The sequence below is a fragment of the Arthrobacter sp. L77 genome (assembly GCF_000816565.1).
GTDB lineage: Bacteria > Actinomycetota > Actinomycetes > Actinomycetales > Micrococcaceae > Arthrobacter_D > Arthrobacter_D antioxidans.
Genome location: NZ_JWSU01000004.1, coordinates 1,111,857 through 1,130,718, shown reverse-complemented (window position 1 = coordinate 1,130,718; position 18,862 = coordinate 1,111,857). Strand labels below are relative to the sequence as shown.

Annotated in this window: 21 protein-coding genes; 5 read left to right on the top strand and 16 right to left on the bottom strand. The window is 71.3% G+C overall.

Going from position 1 to position 18,862, the window contains the following annotated elements; all coding sequences use genetic code 11:
- Window positions 1–5: 5 nt before the first annotated feature.
- The 16 genes from RY94_RS07920 to RY94_RS07850 all read right to left on the bottom strand — a co-directional run bounded on the left by RY94_RS07920 (window position 6) and on the right by RY94_RS07850 (window position 13,065).
- Window positions 6–851, bottom strand: coding sequence for a flagellar hook-basal body complex protein (locus RY94_RS07920; protein WP_043443297.1), 846 nt, complete (start codon window positions 849–851; stop codon window positions 6–8).
- A gap of 51 nt (window positions 852–902) precedes the next feature.
- Complete coding sequence (locus tag RY94_RS07915; protein ID WP_043443295.1) at window positions 903–1,343, bottom strand: flagellar hook assembly protein FlgD; 441 nt, start codon at window positions 1,341–1,343, stop codon at window positions 903–905.
- A 14-nt stretch (window positions 1,344–1,357) separates the two neighbouring features.
- Complete coding sequence (locus RY94_RS07910; RefSeq protein ID WP_156135066.1) at window positions 1,358–2,959, bottom strand: flagellar hook-length control protein FliK; 1,602 nt, start codon at window positions 2,957–2,959, stop codon at window positions 1,358–1,360.
- Window positions 2,956–3,744 (bottom strand): C40 family peptidase, encoded by a 789-nt coding sequence (locus RY94_RS07905; protein WP_043443289.1) that lies wholly within the window; start codon window positions 3,742–3,744, stop codon window positions 2,956–2,958. The genes RY94_RS07910 and RY94_RS07905 overlap by 4 nt, the downstream gene beginning before the upstream one ends.
- On the bottom strand, window positions 3,741–4,175 hold the full coding sequence (locus tag RY94_RS07900; RefSeq protein ID WP_043443287.1) for a flagellar FliJ family protein: 435 nt from the start codon (window positions 4,173–4,175) through the stop codon (window positions 3,741–3,743). The genes RY94_RS07905 and RY94_RS07900 overlap by 4 nt, the downstream gene beginning before the upstream one ends.
- A complete protein-coding gene (locus tag RY94_RS07895; protein ID WP_043443285.1) occupies window positions 4,175–5,497 on the bottom strand; it encodes a FliI/YscN family ATPase in 1,323 nt (440 codons plus the stop codon). Before RY94_RS07895 ends, RY94_RS07900 begins: the two co-directional genes overlap by 1 nt.
- Window positions 5,494–6,090 (bottom strand): FliH/SctL family protein, encoded by a 597-nt coding sequence (locus RY94_RS16800; protein WP_052274085.1) that lies wholly within the window; start codon window positions 6,088–6,090, stop codon window positions 5,494–5,496. Before RY94_RS16800 ends, RY94_RS07895 begins: the two co-directional genes overlap by 4 nt.
- On the bottom strand, window positions 6,080–7,102 hold the full coding sequence (gene fliG / locus RY94_RS07890; RefSeq protein ID WP_043443283.1) for a flagellar motor switch protein FliG: 1,023 nt from the start codon (window positions 7,100–7,102) through the stop codon (window positions 6,080–6,082). The genes RY94_RS16800 and fliG overlap by 11 nt, the downstream gene beginning before the upstream one ends.
- Window positions 7,099–8,739 carry a flagellar basal-body MS-ring/collar protein FliF gene (fliF, locus tag RY94_RS07885; RefSeq protein ID WP_043443281.1) on the bottom strand — a complete coding sequence of 547 codons (1,641 nt, stop codon included), beginning with the start codon at window positions 8,737–8,739 and terminating at the stop codon, window positions 7,099–7,101. Before fliF ends, fliG begins: the two co-directional genes overlap by 4 nt.
- Window positions 8,739–9,041 carry a flagellar hook-basal body complex protein FliE gene (gene fliE / locus RY94_RS07880; RefSeq protein ID WP_043443279.1) on the bottom strand — a complete coding sequence of 101 codons (303 nt, stop codon included), beginning with the start codon at window positions 9,039–9,041 and terminating at the stop codon, window positions 8,739–8,741. Before fliE ends, fliF begins: the two co-directional genes overlap by 1 nt.
- Window positions 9,041–9,433, bottom strand: a complete 393-nt coding sequence (locus RY94_RS07875; RefSeq protein ID WP_043443277.1) for a flagellar basal body rod protein FlgC — start codon at window positions 9,431–9,433, stop codon at window positions 9,041–9,043. Before RY94_RS07875 ends, fliE begins: the two co-directional genes overlap by 1 nt.
- A complete protein-coding gene (flgB, locus tag RY94_RS07870) occupies window positions 9,433–9,774 on the bottom strand; it encodes a flagellar basal body rod protein FlgB (RefSeq protein ID WP_043443275.1) in 342 nt (113 codons plus the stop codon). Before flgB ends, RY94_RS07875 begins: the two co-directional genes overlap by 1 nt.
- A gap of 124 nt (window positions 9,775–9,898) precedes the next feature.
- Window positions 9,899–10,267, bottom strand: coding sequence for a hypothetical protein (locus tag RY94_RS16795; RefSeq protein ID WP_052274084.1), 369 nt, complete (start codon window positions 10,265–10,267; stop codon window positions 9,899–9,901).
- Window positions 10,257–10,721 carry a flagellar export chaperone FliS gene (fliS, locus tag RY94_RS07860; RefSeq protein WP_052274083.1) on the bottom strand — a complete coding sequence of 155 codons (465 nt, stop codon included), beginning with the start codon at window positions 10,719–10,721 and terminating at the stop codon, window positions 10,257–10,259. The genes RY94_RS16795 and fliS overlap by 11 nt, the downstream gene beginning before the upstream one ends.
- A complete protein-coding gene (gene fliD, locus RY94_RS07855) occupies window positions 10,722–12,098 on the bottom strand; it encodes a flagellar filament capping protein FliD (RefSeq protein ID WP_043443273.1) in 1,377 nt (458 codons plus the stop codon). It abuts the gene before it with no gap.
- Window positions 12,099–12,243: 145 nt separating this feature from the next.
- On the bottom strand, window positions 12,244–13,065 hold the full coding sequence (locus RY94_RS07850) for a flagellin N-terminal helical domain-containing protein (protein ID WP_043443271.1): 822 nt from the start codon (window positions 13,063–13,065) through the stop codon (window positions 12,244–12,246).
- A gap of 342 nt (window positions 13,066–13,407) precedes the next feature.
- Between RY94_RS07850 and RY94_RS07845 the strand changes: the two genes are divergently transcribed.
- The 5 genes from RY94_RS07845 to RY94_RS07825 all read left to right on the top strand — a co-directional run bounded on the left by RY94_RS07845 (window position 13,408) and on the right by RY94_RS07825 (window position 18,847).
- On the top strand, window positions 13,408–15,600 hold the full coding sequence (locus tag RY94_RS07845) for a putative bifunctional diguanylate cyclase/phosphodiesterase (RefSeq protein ID WP_156135065.1): 2,193 nt from the start codon (window positions 13,408–13,410) through the stop codon (window positions 15,598–15,600).
- 115 nt (window positions 15,601–15,715) lie between these two features.
- Complete coding sequence (locus RY94_RS07840) at window positions 15,716–16,213, top strand: flagellar protein FlgN (protein WP_043443269.1); 498 nt, start codon at window positions 15,716–15,718, stop codon at window positions 16,211–16,213.
- Between the two features lie 7 nt (window positions 16,214–16,220).
- Window positions 16,221–17,591 carry a flagellar hook-associated protein FlgK gene (gene flgK, locus RY94_RS07835; RefSeq protein WP_043443267.1) on the top strand — a complete coding sequence of 457 codons (1,371 nt, stop codon included), beginning with the start codon at window positions 16,221–16,223 and terminating at the stop codon, window positions 17,589–17,591.
- Window positions 17,592–17,603: 12 nt separating this feature from the next.
- Window positions 17,604–18,479 (top strand): flagellar hook-associated protein FlgL, encoded by an 876-nt coding sequence (flgL, locus tag RY94_RS07830; protein WP_043443265.1) that lies wholly within the window; start codon window positions 17,604–17,606, stop codon window positions 18,477–18,479.
- Window positions 18,476–18,847, top strand: a complete 372-nt coding sequence (locus RY94_RS07825; RefSeq protein ID WP_043443263.1) for a flagellar assembly protein FliW — start codon at window positions 18,476–18,478, stop codon at window positions 18,845–18,847. The genes flgL and RY94_RS07825 overlap by 4 nt, the downstream gene beginning before the upstream one ends.
- Window positions 18,848–18,862: the final 15 nt, after the last annotated feature.

Here is an 18,862-nt window from a genome sequence, read left to right as displayed (position 1 = left end):
CCTGCTTACCTCTTGAGGTTCGTGAGCTCCTGGAGCACTTCGTCCGACGTCGTGATGATGCGCGCGTTCGCCTGGAACCCGCGCTGCGCGACGATCAGGTTGGTGAACTCCTGCGAGAGGTCCACGTTGGACATCTCGAGGACCCCGGCGTCGAGCGTCCCGAGGCCGTTGGCGCCGGCCGCACCGATCTCCGCGACACCGGAGTTCGCCGTCGCCCGGTAGGACGAGCCGCCGGCCTTCTCGAGCCCTGCAGGGTTGACGAAGCCCGCCAGTGCGATCCGGCCGAGCGGCTGGCGGGTGCCGTCGCTGAAGGCGCCCATCAGGGTGCCGTCGGGGCCGAGCGTGAAGGACTCGAGGGTGCCGTTCGCGGTGACCTCGCCCGTCCTGGGCATCTGCAGGTTGCCGACCGCGCCCTCCTGGACCACGCCGCCGACGGCGGGCCAGCCCTGGACGATGGAGCCGTCGGGCGTGACGAGCCGGCCGTCGGCGTCGGGCGTGAAGGCTCCGGCCCGCGTGTAGAGGGTCTCATCCCCCGTACGGGTGATGAAGAAGCCGTCGCCGCTGATCATCATGTCCGTGGCACGGCCCGTTGCCTGCGTGGAGCCCTGCGAGAAGTTGGTGACGATGCCCGCCACCTGCACGCCGAGGCCCACCTGGGCGGGGTTGGTGCCGCCGAGCGCTTCCTGCGGGGCGCCGGCGCCCTGCGTCAGCTGGGACAGCGTGTCCTGGAACTGGGTGGCGGACCCCTTGAAGCCCGTGGTGTTGACGTTGGCGATGTTGTTGCCGGTGACGTCGAGCATGGTCTGGTGGGAGCGGAGACCCGAGATGCCGGAGTAGAGCGAGCGAAGCATGATGGTGCCTTTCGGAAGCGGAGCGGGCGGATCAGGAAATGGGGTGCGGGATCAGGAAACGGGTGCGGGCGAGGGCGCAGGGAGCGCGCCCACGCCGGAGACGAGATCGAGGGCGATGCTCTTCCCGCCGATGGTGACCGTGGGGACGGGCCCGCTGTAGGAGACGGCAGTCGCCAGGCCGCTGGCCTCGACGCCGTCCGTCCCCGTGTAGGTGACCTCGTTGCCGATCAGGGCGGCCGCCGAGGAGCGCATCTGGAGGTGGAAGTTCTCCTCGCTGAGGCCGGTCATCTGCGTGATCTTCTCCATCATGGCCAGCTGCGTGGTCTGCGCGATCATGTCGTTCGTGTCCATCGGCGCGCTGGGGTCCTGGTTGCGGAGCTGGCTGACGAGCAGGGACATGAACACCTCCGAGTCCATGGCCTGCTTCCGGGCTCCGGGGGCCGGGGTCTCGGTGGGGGCGAAGGTCGCGGACGCGACGGGGTCGATGGGCATGGTGTCCTTCCGGGTCAGGCGAAGAGGTCGAGGGTGGAGGAGCCCGCGGCGGGGCTCCGGGTCCAGGGGGTGTCCTGCACCGGGCGGTGGACCGCGGGGGTGGCACGGCCGGACGGCTCGTCCCGCCGTCCGTCGCTGCGGTCCTCCGGTGTACCGGTCCCGAGATCGAGCGACGCGGACAGGCCCGACGACGACGCCTCGCGCCGCAGGTCCGGCATCGCCTGCTTCAGGGCCTCGCGTCCGCCGTCCGTGGAGGAGAAGAACTCGAGCCGGGTGCCGTCCGCGGCGAAGCTGGCGCGGATGGTGATGGGCCCGAGGTCGTCGGGTGCGACCGTGACGGTGATGGTGCTCGTACCGCCCGGGGCGTCGGCCGCGGACTGCGCGAGCGCGAATGCGTGGCCACCGAGTTGCTGCGGCAGGGGCGGTGCCGCCGGTCGGGCCGGCGCCGCTGCTGCCGCATCGGCAGAGCCGACGACGGCGCCCCCGGGCGCCTGATGCACGGTCGCCGGCAGATCGGCGCGCCCGGAGGCGGGCTGCGGAGCGGCCCCGGCCTGCTCGGTCGTTCCGTCGTCGGTCGGGATCGCGGCGCCGGGATCGGCGGCGTCCGGCGTTCCGGCCTCCGCTGCGAGGACCTCAGGCGTTCCGGCCTCCGGTGCGGGGGCGGACTCGGGTGTCGTGGCCGCAGCAGGCACGACGCCGTCCCCCGGGGCGGAAGGGCCAGTGGGACCGGTCGGAGCGGTGGGACCGGTCGGAGCAGGCGCAGCACCCGTGCCGGTGAGGCCAGTCTCGGCGGGAGGACCCGACGGGGTCGCCGTGTCGGTGCCCGACGGGGTCGCCGTGTCGGTGCCCGACGGGGTCGCCGTGTCGGTGCCCGGTGCCGCGCCGGCAAGGGTTGTTGCCGCGGGCGCACCCGTTCCCGCATCCTGCACCGGCGCTGCATCGCTGTTCGGATCGGCCAGGGCCGCCCCGGTGACCGCACCGGGAACTGCCTGCTCGGGGGATGACGGGCCCCCGGGAGCGCCGACGGCACCGCTGGATGACGCGGCTCCGGGGTCGACGGAATCGACGGGGCCGGTGGCCGCGTCGACAGCGGAGAGGACGAGGGACCCCGGGGAAGCCTGTTCAGTCGCTCCCGAGGAGGTGGCGATGCTCGATGTCGTGCCCTCCGTCGGTGCCACGGCCGTCGGGTGGGCTGCCGTGACGGTAGCGGGGTCCGACCCGTCGCGACGGGTCACGGGCGGGACGCCACGCACGGCGTCGCGGTCCGAGCGGTCCGAGCGGTCCGAGCGCTCGGCTTCAGCGTGAGCGGCCGGGCGCGCGCGGTTCACGGCCGGACCGGCCCCGGGTCCGGCCGCCGGGCCGGCGGCACGACCGGCATCCGGCCCCGGGGTGCGACCGGCGACGGCTCCCGCGGCGGCCCGGTCCGCCGGACGGCCTGCGACACCACCGACAGCTCCGCCGACACCGCGCTCGCCCGGACGCTCCCCCACGTGCGTCCGGTACAGATCGCCGAAGGATGCCGCCGCGTTCCTGTCGCGAGGACCCGACGCCGGACGTGACGGATCCGGTGCCGCACGCGCCACGGCTGCCGCGGGAAGCCCCTGCACGGGGGTCATCGCGCCATGCTCGCGAGGAAGGCCGCCTGGGCCGCGTACGCCGGCTCGGCGGATTCCGGAACGGCGGCAGTCGTGACCGCCGGGGCCGCCACGGACGCTGCTCCGGCGGGATCGGCCGGCAGGATGCGGCGGATGGTGGTGATGTTCGCGTCGGTCTCCCACATGTCCCGGACCGCGACTGTCTTGCCGGGTTGCGGGGCGTCGATCGCCTTGCCGCCCCCGAGGTACATGGACACGTGGCCACCCTCGAGGCTGAACAACAGGTCACCGGGCTGGGCCTCCGCGAGGGACGGGACCTGGGTGCCGGCGTTCATCTGGTCCCAGGTGACGCGGGGGATCTGGATGCCGATGTCCGCGTAAGCACGCTGCACGAAGCCCGAGCAGTCGAGGCCGGATGCCGGGTCGGTGCCGCCCCATACGTACGGGACACCCTCGTAGGACCGGGCGGCCTCGATGAGCCGGGCCGCGTCCGCAGAGGCGGGAACGGGGACCGGGGCGGTACCAGCTCCGGCGACGGGCGCCGGCGCCGAGGACCCGGCAACGGGCGCGACGGCGGGAGCCGTGTCGGCGGATCCGGCGCCTGCTGCGCCACGGGAAGCACCGGAGACACCCGCGAGCGCGTCGGCGAACAGGTCGGCGGAGCTGCCCGGCGCCGCCGTCGAGGAACCCGCCGAGGAGGCGCCCGTCGTCGCCGGAGCGGCCTGCGCGCGCGCCGCCGGCGCGGAGAGCATGGTGAGGGTGGACTGGATCTGCTGGATGCGGCCTACCGCGTCGGTGATGGTCATGCTCTCTCCTCTGCACTGCGTCGGGCACTGCTGACCGAGGCGAGTTCGTCGAGGACACGCTGCTCGGCGCCGATCAGCGCCGTCGCCTCCGTGTCCCGGTGGCGGTCCTCGAGCTTCTCGAGGCCCATGGTCGCCGCTCGAGCGGCGCGGTACTGGTCCTGTGCGCGGCCCCGCTCACCCTGCAGCCGCTCCTCGAGAGCGTGCAGGTCGGCGAGCATGCTGCGCGCCGACGCCCGGGCCGCGGCCACCGCGTAGAGCGACGCCGATCCGGCGGGACTGATGTCCGTGCCGTCGAGGGCGTCGCTCAGGACGTCGGCGCGGGTACGCGATGCGCGGAGGCGTTCGTTCGCTGCCGCCAGGGATCCGGCGGCCTCCTCCTCGCGCAGCTGGCGCAGCCGGAGCAGGCCCGCGAGGGGGAACTGTCGTGCCATCAGGAGACTCCCATCGAGGTGGTGAGGTGGGCCAGGCGGTTCCACGCGTCGTCGAACGGGGTCTGCTCGTCCATCCGCTGCTGCAGGAACGCGTTGATCCCGGCCTCGTGGTTCATGGCGGCGTCCACCAGCGGGTTGGATCCGCGGGCGTAGGCACCGACGTCGATGAGGTCCTGGGCGGCCTTCCGTGCGGCGAGGGTCCTGCGCAGCACGGCGGCGACCGCCGCCTGCTCGCGCGTGGTGACACGGGACGCCACCCGGGAGATCGAGGCCAGCGGGTCGATCGACGGGAAGTGTCCCGCGACGCCGAGCTTGCGGTCGAGCACCACGTGTCCGTCGAGGATGGAGCGCGCGGCGTCGGCGACGGGCTCGTTGTGGTCGTCGCCGTCCACGAGCACGGTGTACATGCCGGTCACGGAGCCGGACGCGCCGGTCCCCGCACGTTCCAGGAGCTGGGCGAGCAGGGAGAAGGTGGACGGCGGGTAGCCGCGGGTGGCGGGAGGTTCGCCGACGCTGAGGCCGATCTCGCGCTGCGCCATCGCCACGCGCGTGAGCGAGTCCATCATGAGCATGACGTCGGCGCCGCCGTCGCGGAACGCCTCGGCGATCCGCGTGGCCACGAACGCGGCGCGGAGGCGGAGGAGGGCGGGCTCGTCCGACGTCGAGACCACCACGATCGACCGGGCGAGGCCCTCGGCGCCGAGATCGTCCTCCAGGAAGTCCCGGACCTCGCGGCCGCGCTCACCCACGAGGGCGATCACGGAGACGGCGGCGTCGGTGCCGCGGGCGATCATCGACAGCAGCGAGGACTTGCCGACCCCGGATCCGGCGAACAGGCCCATGCGCTGCCCGCGGCCCACGGTGGTGAGCGTGTCCATCACGCGCACGCCGAGCTGGAGGGGTTCGGTGATGCGGGTGCGGTCCAGCGCCGGCGGAGGGGTGTTGTCCAGCGACACCCACGCGACGTCGGTGAGCGGACCGCGCCCGTCGATGGGCCGGCCCACGCCGTCGAGCACGCGGCCCAGCAGGCCCGGGCCCACCGGCACCAGCAGCGGTCCCCCCTGGGCGCGGACGGGCGCTCCCGCCTGGATCCCGGAGAGGTGGGCGAACGGCATGCAGCGCAGCCCGGTGAGCGACGCGGCGACCACCTCGGCGTCGACGGTCCCGGAGCCGGGATCACCGATCGTGACGAGGTCCCCGATGGCGCAGTCCAGGCCCACGACGTCGACGCCGAGCCCCACCACGGAGGCGACCCTGCCGAAGCGCTGGGGCGCGGCGGCGGCGAGCGCGTGACCCACGGCGTCCTCGAGGGTGAGGCTCATGCGGCACCCCCGGCTGCCAGGGCGGACCGCACGCGGGCGAGCGCGGTGCCGAGGCGCGCGTCCACATGGCCGTCCGGGCACTCCGCGACGGCGTCGCCGCGCTGCAGGGTGGCATCGGGCACGAGGTGCACGGTGGCCGGCATGTCGCCCGGGGCGAGCACGGCCAGGTCCGCGGGATGCAGGCGCACGGCGCGCACCTCCTCACCCTCCGCTCCCCGGAGGGCACGCGCGACGGCGGCCCGTGCGGAGGACGGCCCGTCCTCCAGGGCACGGCCGAGCAGGGCTTCGGTGATGTGGACGGCGGCGTCGAGGATCCGCGTGCGGGCCTCGTCGAGGACCGGGGCGGTCCGCGCGTCGAAGGCCCGCGCGGCAGTGTCGAGGACCCGCAGGCGTTGCGCGAGGACGGCGTCGGCCTGCGCACGGGCGGCGGCGTGCTCGGCGTCGAGTTGCGCCCGGCGCTCCGCGAGTTCGNGGGCCAGGGCCAGCCCGTCGGCGTAGCCGGCGGCGTGGCCCTGGGCGACAGCGGCATGGTGCGAGGCCTGGCCGGGGCCGAGGCGCGGGAAGGCGACGGGGGTGAAGGCGTCAGTCGACATACTCGTCCTCGTCCCCACGCTGGATGGTGATGGTGCCCTGCGCCTCGAGGTCGCGGATGGCACGCACCACTTCGGCGCGGGCCTCCTCGACCTGCGACATGCGGACGGGCCCGACGGCGCGGATCTCGTCGTCGAGGATCTCCCGGTTGCGCTCGGAGACGTTGGAGCGGATCACGGTCACCACGGCCTCGGCGGCGCCCTTCATCGCCAGGGCGAGGACGGCCGAGTCGATGCCGCGCAGCACCTGCTGCACGTCACGGCGCTCGAGGTGGACGATGTCCGCGAAGGTCAGCATCCGGGCGCGGACCTCCTCGGCCAGCACCGGGTCGCGGAGTTCGAGGCCGTCGAGCAGCGCGCGTTCGGTGCTGATGTCGGCCCGGTTGATGATGTCCACGAGGGGCTGGATTCCGCCGATGGCCGTCGTGCCCCGACGTGGTGCCGCCACGGCGCCCGCCCGGATCTTGATGGTGTCGGCCACGATGGAGACGGCCTCGGGCGTCGCCGACCCCATGGTCGCGATGCACTGGGCCACGTCGGTGCCGGTGTCCTGGTTCAGCCCGGCGAGGACGGTGGACGCGTGTTCGGGCTTGAGGTGTGCGAGGACCAGGGCGATGGTCTGCGGCAGCTCGCCCTCGAGGACGGTCTGGATCTGGCCGGGTTCCACGCTGTCGAGGAACTCGAAGGACTTGCCGGCCGCGCTGGAGGCCAGGCGTCCCACCACGCCCGCCGCGCGCTCCGCACCGAATGAGGACTCGAGGAGACCGATGGCCACGTCCATGCCGCCGCGCGTCCGGCGCCGGCCACTGGTGGTGAGCTCGTGGAACTCCGCGAGTGCCTCCTCGGCAGCGGCGGGTTCCACCCGGCGCAGGCGCACGATTTCCGCGACGATCTCCTCGGCCTCGGCCTCGGACATCTGCTTGAGGACCTCGGCGGCCCGGTGCTGGTCCAATTGCATGAGCACCATGGCGACCTTCTGGGTCCCGGTCACGGCGGCGCGGGCGAGGGTGCTCATACGCTCTGCCTGTCATCCATCATGCTGCGCAGGAACTCGGCGGTCTTCGCCGGGTCCTGGGAGGCGAGGGCGTCGACCTCCGCGCGCATGCGCTCGAGGTCGGATTCCGCCGGCCTGGCCTGCAGCGCGGCCTGCACCGCGGCGACGTCGATCGTGGTGGTGTTCGGGGCCGGCTCGAGTGGGGTGAGGAGGGCCATCGCGGGATCGATCGCAGGGGTGCTCGGCGCGGGGATCGCCGGGTAGACGCCCTGCAGCTCCCCGAGGTCCAGCGGTTCGCGCCGCTGGCGACGCGACCGGCGTGCGTAGATGATGAGCGCCACGATGGCGACGAACAGGATGGTCGCCACGATGGACAGCGTCCGGATGAGGTCCGCCCGCTGCTGGGCCGCGGCGGCGATCTCCGCCTCCGCGAGGGCATCCGCGGCGGCGTTGGCCCCGGCGTCGCTGAACGCCAGTTCCTCGACCGTCACCACGTCGCCGCGTGCAGCGTCCACGCCGGCGGCGCTCGAGACGACGGCGGTGAGTGCGGCGACGTCGATGTTGGCCATTGCAGCCCGGTCCACCGCGACGGAGATGGTCTGGCGGTTGATGCCACCGGCGGGCAGCGTGGTGGACTCGGTGGTCTTGTTCACGGCGTTGTTGCGCGTGTTCGTCTCGGAGGCGAAGGTGCCGTCCCCGTCGGCGCCGTCCTCCGGCACGGCGATGTTGTCCGGCCCGAGGACGCCGGCCTGGGCGCCTCCGGCGCCCTCGTACTCCTCGGTGGAGGTGGACTCGTTGAGTGCGGGGGCGTTCTCGGGCGTCGTGAAGGTCTCCTCGACACGCTCGGCGCTCTCGCGCTGCATGTCCGCGGCCACCGCGACGGTCGCGTTGCCGACCCCCACCACGCGGTCGAGCATGGCCTGCACGGAGGCCTGGATGCGCTGCTCGTAGTCCGAGGCCTGCTGGTCGCTGCCACCGGTGGCGCCGACGCCGACCGCGGACAGCACCCGGCCCTCGGAGTCGATCACGGCGACGTCCGCGGCGTCCATGCGGTCGATCGAGGCGGAGGTGAGGTGCGTGATCGCCTGCACCTGATCGGTGGAGAGGGTGGCGCCCGGGTTCGTCTCCACGAAGACCGATGCCGTCGGCTTGCCCTGCTCGGCCACGAACACGGTGTCCTCGGGCACGGCGAGGCGGACGGTCGCTGCCTTGACGCCGTCGATCGCGGAGACCGTCGCGGCGAGCTCCCCTTCGAGCGCCCGCTTGTAGGTGGTGGACTGCTGGAACTCGGAGGACGTGACCCCCATGTCGTCCAGCAGCGAGTAGCCGCCGGTCGACGACGAGGGCAGGCCGGCGGAGGCCGCCTTGATCCGCTGGTCGTACACCGCGGTCTCGGGGACGAGGATGGTGCCGCCGCCCTGGGTCAGTTCGTACGGCACGCCGTCGGTCTGCAACTGGTCCACGATCGTACTGGCGTCCTCGCCGCTCAGCCCGGAGAACAGCGGGGTGTAGGAGGGCTTGGAGAGCCAGGACGTGAGCGCGATCCCGCCGAGGACGAGCATGGCGACGCCGATGATGGCGATGGTGCGCTGGGCGATGGTGAAGCTCTTCACGGCGTCACCCAGGCGGGTGGCGGCGGTGGACAGGGGCGTGGGCATCAGGCCTGCATCCTCATGATCTCGTTGAAGGCGTCAACGCCCTTGTTCCGGACGGCCGCGACGAGCTCCAGCGTCACCTGGGCGCGCGTGGAGGCGAGGGTGGCGTTGTGGATGTCGGTGAGGTCTCCGGTGACTGCCTGCACGGAGAGCGCGTTCGACGCCGACTGCAGGCCCTGGAGGTTGTCCACGGCCGAGGTGAGGGAGGTCGCGAATCCCTCGCCGCCGGCGTCGGACACGGCACCGACGGACGGCAGGTAGGAGGTGGCGGCCGGCTGGACGGCGCCGATGGCGGGGACGGGCATCAGGAGCGTCCTATCTGGAGGGCGGCTTCGTAGGTGGCTTTGGCGCGGTCGACGACGGCGGCGTTGGCCTGGTAGCCGCGCTGCGCCATGATGAGCTGCCCCATCTGGGCGCTCATGTCGATGTCGGGGTAGCGGACGTAGCCGTCAGCGTCCGCGAGGGGGTGGGTGGGTTCGTGGACCAGGCGGCCCTCGGCGCTGCCGAACTCGGCCCCCGCCACGTAGGCGCCCTGCCCGTTCCCGTCGGCGCGCGCCGTGATGTAGCGCTGCTGGAAGGCTGCGCCGTCGGTCGAGGTGACGGTGTTGGCGTTGGCCATGTTGTCCGCCACGGCGTCGAGCCACTTGCGGTGCAGGGTGAGCCCCGTGCCGGAGATGCCGATGGCGTCGAAGGTCATCAGTTGCTCCTCAACGCGGTGCGGATGCTGGTGAAAGGCCCTTCGACGGCACGGGCCGCGAACTGGAAGCGCAGCACGGTGTCGATGTTGGAGAGGGTCTCCGTGTCCATGTTGACGTTGCTGCCGTTGAGCCGGGTGGGTTCGAGGGACGTGTCGGTGGTGGCCTGGACGCTGCCGTTCCCCATGGACACCGACCGCGCGAGGGCGTCCTCGAAGCTGACCCGCTGGGCGTGGAAGCCGGGGGTGTTGACGTTGGCGATGTTGTTCGCTGTGACGCGCTGGCGCAGGGCGAGCCCGTCGAGGGCACTGCGCATGGCGAGCGAGGACACTGAATCAAGCACGGCGTGAGGACCTTCTGCAGACAAGGCTGAGCGGCCGATCCATGGCCTGGGAGTGAGCGATCCATGCTCACCGGGAACTATCGGTCGTGCCCGGGCCTGCCGTTAGGTACTCTCCGGGGGAACTTCAGCCCGTGACGTCGAGGTAGACGGCCGACTCCTGCCGGGCGGTCGCTGCACGGACCGACCCGAGGGCGCTCCGGTGGCGCCGCAGGGTGTCGGCGTCGGCCGCCAGGCGGCCGAGCACGGCCTGCTGGCGTTCACTGATGCTGTGCGCACGGGGGAGGAGTCCGGCGGGGATGGGTCCGTCCACCTGCGGCGGGATCCACCCGGCGAGGACGGCGGTCTGACGCACGAGGTCGCCGGCCGCGAAGTCTCCGGCGTCGTCGACCGCGGAATCGGGTGCGGCATCCAGCGCGGCTTCGAGCGCGTCGAGTACGGCGGTCCAGGCCGTGAAGGCCGCGGTGGCCATCGGGCTGTCGGGATCAGCCGACACCGAGGACCCCGAGGGAGCGGGGCGCGTCCTGGTCCTGCTGGAACGCGGGGGTCTGGCTCACAGGCTGTGCATGCCCGGTGCGGGCCGCCTCGTGCCAGGCCTGCCGCAGCGGTTCGAGGATCTCGGCGCACTCAGCGGTCCTGGCGCGGTCCCGCCGGGTGTTGGCCTCGACCAGGGTCTGCCGCACATAGGTGTAGAGGGACATGAGGCCGGCCGCACCGTCCCAGACATCCGTGCGCAGGGAGGACATCAGCTCGCCCACGATGTCCTGCGCGTGCAGCAGGTTCTCCGAGGCGACCGACCACTCCCCCGCCTCCTGGGCGGCACCGGCCCGCGCGAGGTCGAGCAGCAGCCGGTCGTAGAGCATGGTCAGCAGTCCGGCGGGGGTCGCCGACAGGACGGCATCCTGCACGTACTGCGAGCGCTTGGCCTGGTATCCGTTCATCTGCAGCATCTAGAGCCCGCTTCCGGTGGGGAGGCCTGCCAGCTGGGATGACAGCCAGTCCCCCTGTGATTGGAGTTGTGAGAGCTGGACCTCGAGCGCGGAATAGGTGCGCTCCAGGGTGGCTCGGCGCTTCTCGAGCCGCTGGTCCCAACCGGACACCTGGTCGTTGAGGCTGCGGACCGTCGATTCCTGGCTCTGGATCCGGCGCGTGAGTTCGCCGTCGAACTTGTCCGAGGCGGCCTTGCCCGCGTCGGCGACGCGCGTCGCGAGCTGGGTGAGGGCGTCCTTCACGACGGCCGGATCCTTCGCGAGCGCGGCGGCGAACTTCTCGGCGTCGAACTCCACGGTCCCGGAGCGGGTCAGCGTGATGCCGAGCTCCGACGTCGACCTGCCGTTGATGGGCGCCGTCGCCGCCGTGAGCATCGACTGGGTGATCCCGCGGACGGCGCTGTCGCCGGTGAAGCGGCCCGACGTCGGCGCGGCACTGGCCGTCGCGCCCGGCGAGACCTTGGTGTTCGCCTCCACGAAGGAAAAGACGCCCCGCAGCGCGTCCACGAGTTCCTTCGCCTTCGTGGAGGTGGCTTCGGTGTCGCGGGAGACCGTGATGGACACCGGTTCGGTGGTGGTCTTGGCGACGGTGACGGAGACGCCAGGGAGGATGTCGGTGAAAGTGTTCGACGACGACGCCACCGTCTGCTCGGCCGCGGTGCCGCCCCAGAGGACCACGTCGGCGTCCAGCGCGGCGCGGACGGTGGCCGCGCCGGTCTCGGTGAAGAGGTCGGTCGCGGTGCCGGCGGTGACGTCGGCCGCCGTGCCGCGGAACACGGCGAAACCGTGCTCGGCACCGGGCTCCTGCGCGGTGAACTGGAGCCGGTACTGCTGCACGCCGGCAGCGTCTTTTCCAGCGCTGACCTTCGTGGCGGTGATGCCGACGTCGGCCTTGTTCACCTGGGCGACGACGTCGTCGAGCGTTCCGGTGGTGGCGAGCTCCGTGGTGGTGCCGTCCTTCGCCCGCAGGGTGAGCGTGGAGGCCGCCGGGGAGAAGGCGGTCATGGAACCCGTGACGGAGGACTGCGAGGAGGCGAGCTGCCTGACGGTGAAGTCGAGGGTGCCGGCGCCGGCGGACGAGGTGGCCGTGGCGGTGGCGGCGTCGGAGCTGCTGGCGACCGTGTAGAGGTCGAGCGCCGCGGGCTTCGCGGTCTTGGTGGCGAGCTCGGTGAGGGAGCCTAGCTGCTTGTTCAGCTGCTGCAGGGCGGTGACGAAGCCCTGCGTCGACGTGGCCTTGGCCCTGAGGAGCGTCTGTGGGCGTGCTTCCAGCTGCATGAGCTGGTTGATCATGTTCGTGGTGTCCAGCCCGCTCGCGATGCCGTCGATGGAGAACGCCATGGGTCTACCTCTCGGGTGGGGCTTGAAGGTGCTGCGGGTTCAGCTGCGAATTCGTCGGGGCGTCTCGCGGCGAATGCACGGCGGCGGGACCTCTCGGTCCAGGATCAGTCCCGCCACCATGCACTCTTGCCTACGAACTCACCGTCTAGCGGAGGAGCTGAAGGACACCCTGGTTCATCTGGTTGGCCTGGGCCAGCATCGCGGTACCGGCCTGCGAGAGGATGTTCGAACGCGTGAAGTCCGCCATCTCCTTCGCCATGTCGGTGTCGGTGATGCGGGACTTGGCCGCCGAGAGGTTCTCCTGCGAGACGTTGATGCTGTTGATCGCGGACTCGAAGCGGTTCTGCACGGCACCGAGCGCGGCACGCTGGGTCGAGACACCCTGGATCTCCGTATCCAGAGCAACGATCGAGGCGGCTGCGCTCGTGGCATCGGTGAACGTGAGCGCTTGCACTGTGGCGCCAAGCCCGCTGATGTCAGTCCCTGCAACCGTGATCTGGTCCTTTGCAGGGACCCCTCCCGCACCAATCTGGAAGGTGAGAGCATCACCTGTCAGCAGTTCGGTACCGTTGAAGTTCGTTGATGCTCCGATGCGGGTGAGCTCAGCCCCCAGCGCCTCAACTTCGGTGTCAATCGCCGTTCGAGCCTCGGCGTTGTTCGAGTCGTTACCCGCCTGGACAGCCAGGTCACGGACACGCTGCAGGATGCTGTGGACCTCGGTCAGCGCACCTTCAGCGGTCTGGACCACGCTGATGCCGTCCTGGGCGTTGCGGGCTGCAACCCCCAGGCCACCGATCTGCGAGCGCAGGCCCTCGGAGATCGCCAGGCCGGCGGCGTCGTCGGCTGCACGGTTGATGCGGAGACCGCTGGAGAGCTTCTCGAGCGACTTGGACATATCGCCCTGGGTGCTGGAGAGGTTGCGGTATGCGGTGTTGGCCGCGGTGTTGGTGTTGATCTGGAAACCCATGATGTATTCCTCCGTGAAAGGGTTGCTATCGCCGGCCCATCCATGGGCCAGCAACCGTAGCTATCGGAACCGACCCCTGGGGATGTTAGGAATCCGCTGAACTTTTTTTCGGGAATGCCATGACGTGCGCCGTACAGCCCTGCCAGACGCAAGGTAGCCGTAGTTTTCGCCGTGGGTTGAGCCGGAACGGGCCGGATCGAAGGTCACGCCCGTGTGGCCGCCGTAAGCTCACTCTCCGATCAGGTTCCTGATTCTGGAGGGAAGGAAGTGCCGGTGCGTGCTGTTGTGCCGCCTGAGGTTGTTGAGGGATGCGCTGTGCGGGCGGAGATCTCCCGGATACCGGTGATCGCGACAGTCACCGTGTCGGTGCTCTATCTCGTCGATCTCCTGCTCGGCGACCTGGTGCCGTTCGACGTCGTCGGTGTGTGGCTCGGCATCATCGCGGAGCTCTGCGCCGTGGCCGTCTGCGTCAGCGCGGTCGTGCGGACGCGCCTGTCGCAGTGGCAGGTGGTGTTCGGCGCCGCGGCACTGACCGCCTACACCGCAGGCGATGTCTACTATCTCTCGACACTGGACGGTCAGCAGGCCCACGACGTCGTCTCCGCTGCGGATGTCGCCTACCTCGCCTTCTACCCGCTGATGCTCGGCGCACTCGCGGTGACGGTGCGGAAGCTGAAGGGCGTGACCTGGCCCTCGCTGCTGGACAGCCTGGTGGGAGCCCTGGCTGCCGCGTCCCTCATGGCCATGGTCCTCGCGCCGGTCCTGCGGTCCGGGGCCGGCGGTGGCACGACGTTCGGGATGATCGTCATCGTCATCTACCCGCTCCTCGATCTCCTGCTGATCACTGCCGTCGGCGGCCTGCTCGCTTCACGCGGGCTCGATCTCGGCCCCCGCCGGCTGCTGCTCGTGATCGGCCTGGTCCTCTTCGCCGCCGCGGACGTCGCCTTCGCCCTGGGCGTACAGGACTACGTGATCGGCTCGGCCGTCGACACCGGCTGGATCCTCGGCATCGTCGCCCTCGCCCTGTGGGTCGACGGCGTCGCCCGAGGCGGGACGGCCTTCCGTCAGCAGGACCGCGGCCTGGCCGCCGTCACCATGCTGATGGTGTCCACCGGCTCCGCCGTCGCCGTCCTGCTCATCGGGTGCCAGGTACCCATCGCGCCCCTCGCCCAGGTGCTCGCCGCCCTCACTCTCATCCTCGCCGCGGTGCCGCTCCTCTTCCGGAACCGGATGCTGGTCACCCTCGCGACCACGGACGAGCTGACGAAGCTCCCGAACCGCCGGGGGCTCGTCAGGGATCTTCGCGGACGGTTGGACAAACGTCACCCGGGCGCCCTGCTCTTCCTGGACCTCGACCGCTTCAAGGACGTCAATGACGCCCTGGGGCACAACGTCGGCGACGCCCTACTCGTCCAGGTGAGCGAGCGCTTCGCCCGGGCGCTGAGGCAGGAGGATCTCCTCGCCCGCCTCGGCGGCGACGAGTTCGCGGTGTTCCTCGACGGCCTGTCCACGGAGGAGGCCCTGAAGGTGGCGCGGCGGCTGGAAGCGGAACTCGCGGAACCGATCCGGATCGGCACGGCCTCGCTGAAGACCAGCGTCAGCATCGGCATCGCCCTCACACCGGAGAACGGCACCGACATCAGCCTCCTGATGCGGAAGGCGGACATCGCCATGTTCCGGGCCAAGTCCAGCCGGAGCGGGCACCATCTCTACAGTTCGATGGACGACGACGGCGGCGCACGGAAGCTGAGGACCCTCGAGGAGCTCCGTACTGCGCTGCTCGAGAACCAGTTCGAGTTGCACTACCAGCCCAAGGTGCGCCTCTCCGACGACACCGTGACGAGCGTCGAGGCCCTGGTCCGTTGGAACCACCCTGTTCTCGGGCAGCTGCCCCCGACGTCGTTCCTCCCCCTGGCGGAGGAAGCCGGCCTGATGCCCCAGCTCTCGACGCTCGTGCTGGAAGCGGCGGTGGACCAGGCCTCCCGCTGGCATGACGACGGGCTGACGATCAGCGTCGCCGTGAACCTGTCCGGGTCCTGTATCCAGCAGTATCTGCCCCGGCAGATCCTCACCCTGCTCGAGCAGCACAACCTGCCGGCGAAGTGCCTCATGCTGGAGATCACCGAGGACATGCTGATGGCCGATCCCGCCCATTCCGCGAAGATCCTTGCGCGCCTCCGCACCGCCGGCATCGAGATCTCGATCGACGACTTCGGGACCGGCTACAGCTCCCTGGCCTACCTGCGTGACCTTCCCGCCGCCGAGCTGAAGCTGGACCGGTCCTTCATCACCGCCATGCGCACGGATCCACGCGCCGGCGGGCTCGTGGGTTCGATCATCGACCTCGCCCACAGCCTCGACCTGCGGGTGGTCGCCGAGGGGGTCGACAACGCGGAGACGCTGGTGGAACTGCGCGCGCTGGGGTGCGATCTCGCCCAGGGCTTCCACTTCGCCAAGCCGTTGCCGGCCGCGAAGGTGGTCCCGTGGATCACCCGGAACACACCGGTCGTGAAGGTCACCGCCGTTCCCGGATGAGCCCTGCTGGCAGGTCGTCGACGACGCGCCTGCCGACGATCCCTTACATCGCGGCAGGCGACGCCGATAGTTCCCCCGGTTCCACCGTCCGTGGTACCGGGGAGGAGGTAGCACCGTGAGCGCACAGAATCTGTCCGCCCTGCTCTGGCAGGAGCGCGAACTGCTCGAGCTCCTCGTCTTCAAACTCGAGGAGGAACAACTCCTCCTCACATCCGGCAGGACCCGCTGGCTCCACCACGCCACCCGTGAGGTGGAACAGGTGCTCGAACGGCTCCGCGACACGGGGCTCGCCCGTGCCGTCCACGCCTCCGCCGTGGCGCAGGACTGGGGGATCGACGGCGCCGCCACCCTCCGGGAACTGGCCGTGGCAGCCCCCGACGAACCCTGGGGTGAACTGCTGACGGCCCACCTCCAGGCGATGACGGTCCTCGTGGCGCAGATCGGCGCACTGCGCGATACCAACCAGCATTTCCTGAAGGCGGCCAGCCGGTCGGCGCAGGAGACCCTTGCGGGAATCGGCACCGGCGCGGGCACATACGCCGCGGACGGCGCCGCGAGCCGCGGTCACCGCCAGGGCCACGCACACCCCACCCTCCTCGACAAGGACATGTAGCGCGACGATGAGCACATTCAGCGGACTCACCAGGGCGTACTCCGGACTCGCCGCAGCGCGCGCAGGCCTCGACGTCACCGGACAGAACATCGCCAACGTGAACACGCAGGGGTACACGCGGCAGCGGCTCGAGACCTCGGCCGCCGCCTCGCCCCGGCCCTCGCTCTTCACCACCGGCGTCCGTCCCGGCGAAGGAGTCCTCGCCGCGGGGATCACCCGGCTCGGAGACGCCCACCTCGACGCACGGGTCCGCATCACGGCCGGCGCCGCAGGCTACACCGCCGTCCGGGCGCAGGCCTTCGCCACTCTCGAGGACGGGCTGAGGGAACCCGGCGCCCATGGCGTCTCGGCGTCCCTCCAGGAGTTCTGGGCCGGCTGGCAGGAGGTCTCCAACGCACCCGAGAAGGACGCCCCGGCCTCGACGCTGCTCGCCGCCGCAGGGCAGCTGACCTCCCGCATCGCCGCCGGCTACCGCGAGGTCGAGTCCCAATGGGCCACCTCACGCTCCTCGGCCACCTCCCTCGCCACGGAGGTCAACGACGCCGCCGCGCAGGTGGCCGGCCTGAACCGGCAGATCCGTTCCGCCGTCAACGCCGGGACCCCCGCCAACGAGCTCGTGGATCGCAGGACCCAGCTGACGGCGACCCTCGCCGGGCTGACCGGCGCCACGGTCCGCGACAACGCGGACGGCACGGCCGACGTCCTCGTGGCCGGCAACCCCCTCGTCTTGGGCACCACGGCCCGCACGCTGCAGGTCACCGGGCCCGCGGGGATCGGCGAACCCGGGACCGTCCGGGTCGAATGGACGGACCAGCCGGGCGTATCGGCCGGCGTCGAGAGCGGCGAACTCGCCGCAACGCTTTCCCTCCTCGCCCCCACCAGCGGTCCCCTCGCCGAGGCCGCCGCCGGGTACAACGCGTTCGCGACGACGCTCGCCGACCAGGTGAACGCCCTCCACACCGGCGCGGGCAAGGGCCCGTTCTTCGCCTACCAGGCGGACCGCGCAGCGGCGTCCCTCGACGTGTTACCGACCCGCCGAGAGGACCTCGCCACCGGCGCGGGAGGCTTCGACGGCTCCGTGGCCGACAGCATCTCGGAGCTCGGCACCCGACCCGGATCACCCGACGCCGCGTGGTCGGCGTTCGTCGTCGATCTCGGCGCAGCAGCTCGCACCGAGCTGCAGGGCAACGCCCTCGCTGAGGTCTCAGCCACCAGCGCCCTGCAGCAGCAGCTGGGCGCCACCTCGGTCAGCATGGACGAGGAACAGGTCAACCTGCTGCAGTACCAGCACGCCTACCAGGGCGCCGCGCGCGTGATGACGGCCGTCGACGAGATGCTCGACGTCCTCATCAACCGCATGGGAATCGTCGGACGCTAGGGAAAGGCCACCATGATCACGCGCGTCACCAACCAGACCATGATGCAGGGAGCCCAGCGCTCGCTGCAGCACAACCTCGCGCGGCTCGCCGAGCTGCAGGAGAAGGCGACCAGCCAGAAGGCGATCAGCCGCCCGTCGGACGATCCCGCCGCCGCGGGCGAGGCGCTGCGCGTCCGCGCCGAGATCCGCGCGAACGAGCAGTACGGCCGGAACATCTCCAACGGGGAGGGCTGGCTGTCGCAGCTCGACAACGCGATGACGACCTCGAAGCGCGCGCTCGACCGCGTCAACGACCTCACCCTGCAGGGCTCCAACTCGTCCCTGCCCCCGGCCGCCCGGGAGGCCCTCGCGCTCGACGTCGAATCCCTGCGCGGCGAGCTCGCCGCCCAGGCGAACGCCACCTACGCGGGCCGGTTCCTGTTCGCCGGGAACACCGATGCGCCCGCTGCCCTGCGTGAGGATCTCACCTTCGCGGGCGGCGGGGCCGTGGAGCGCAGGGTCGGCCCGGGCCAGAGCGTGCGTGTCGACGCGGACGGCACGGACGTGTTCGGCAGCGGCCCGACCTCGGCGTTCGCCCTGCTGGACACGATCGCCGCGGACCTGCGCGCCGGCCGGGACGTCTCAGTGAACCTCGCGCCGCTCCAGCAGCGTATCCAGGACCTCACCAATCAGCACAGCGAGATCGGCACCCGCCACGCGCGCCTGCTCGAAGCCAAGGACGCCGCCGCCGACGCGTCGCTTGCCCTCGAAGGAGAACGCGCCACCGTGGAAGACGTGGACCTCGCATCGGTCATCCTGGACCTCAAGCTCCAGGAGACCGCCTACCAGAGCGCGCTCGCCGTCTCGGCCCGCGTGCTGCAGCCCTCCCTGATGGACTTCCTGCGATGAGGGCCGCGTTCGTCACCCCTCCCCCGGGGCTCGCACCGCTCACGGACTTCCACCTCGAGCAGGTGAAGGGCGCGGACGGGCTGTTCACCCTCACCGCGGCGCATGACACGAACGTGCGCCTGTTCCTCCTCGATGCCGCCACCTACGTGCCGCAGTACACCCCCCGGTTCTCGGACGCGCAGCGCGACGTCCTCGGACCGGACGTCCCGGCGGCGCACCTGTTCGTCGTCGCCAATCCCGGTCCCGGTGGCACGACCGTCAACCTGGCCGCGCCGATCGTCCTGGACCCGTCCACGGGACGCTGCGCGCAACTGATCCTCGAGGGCACCGACTACCCGCTCCGGGCGTCCCTGGCCCAGGCCGCCTGACGCCGGTCGGAGACG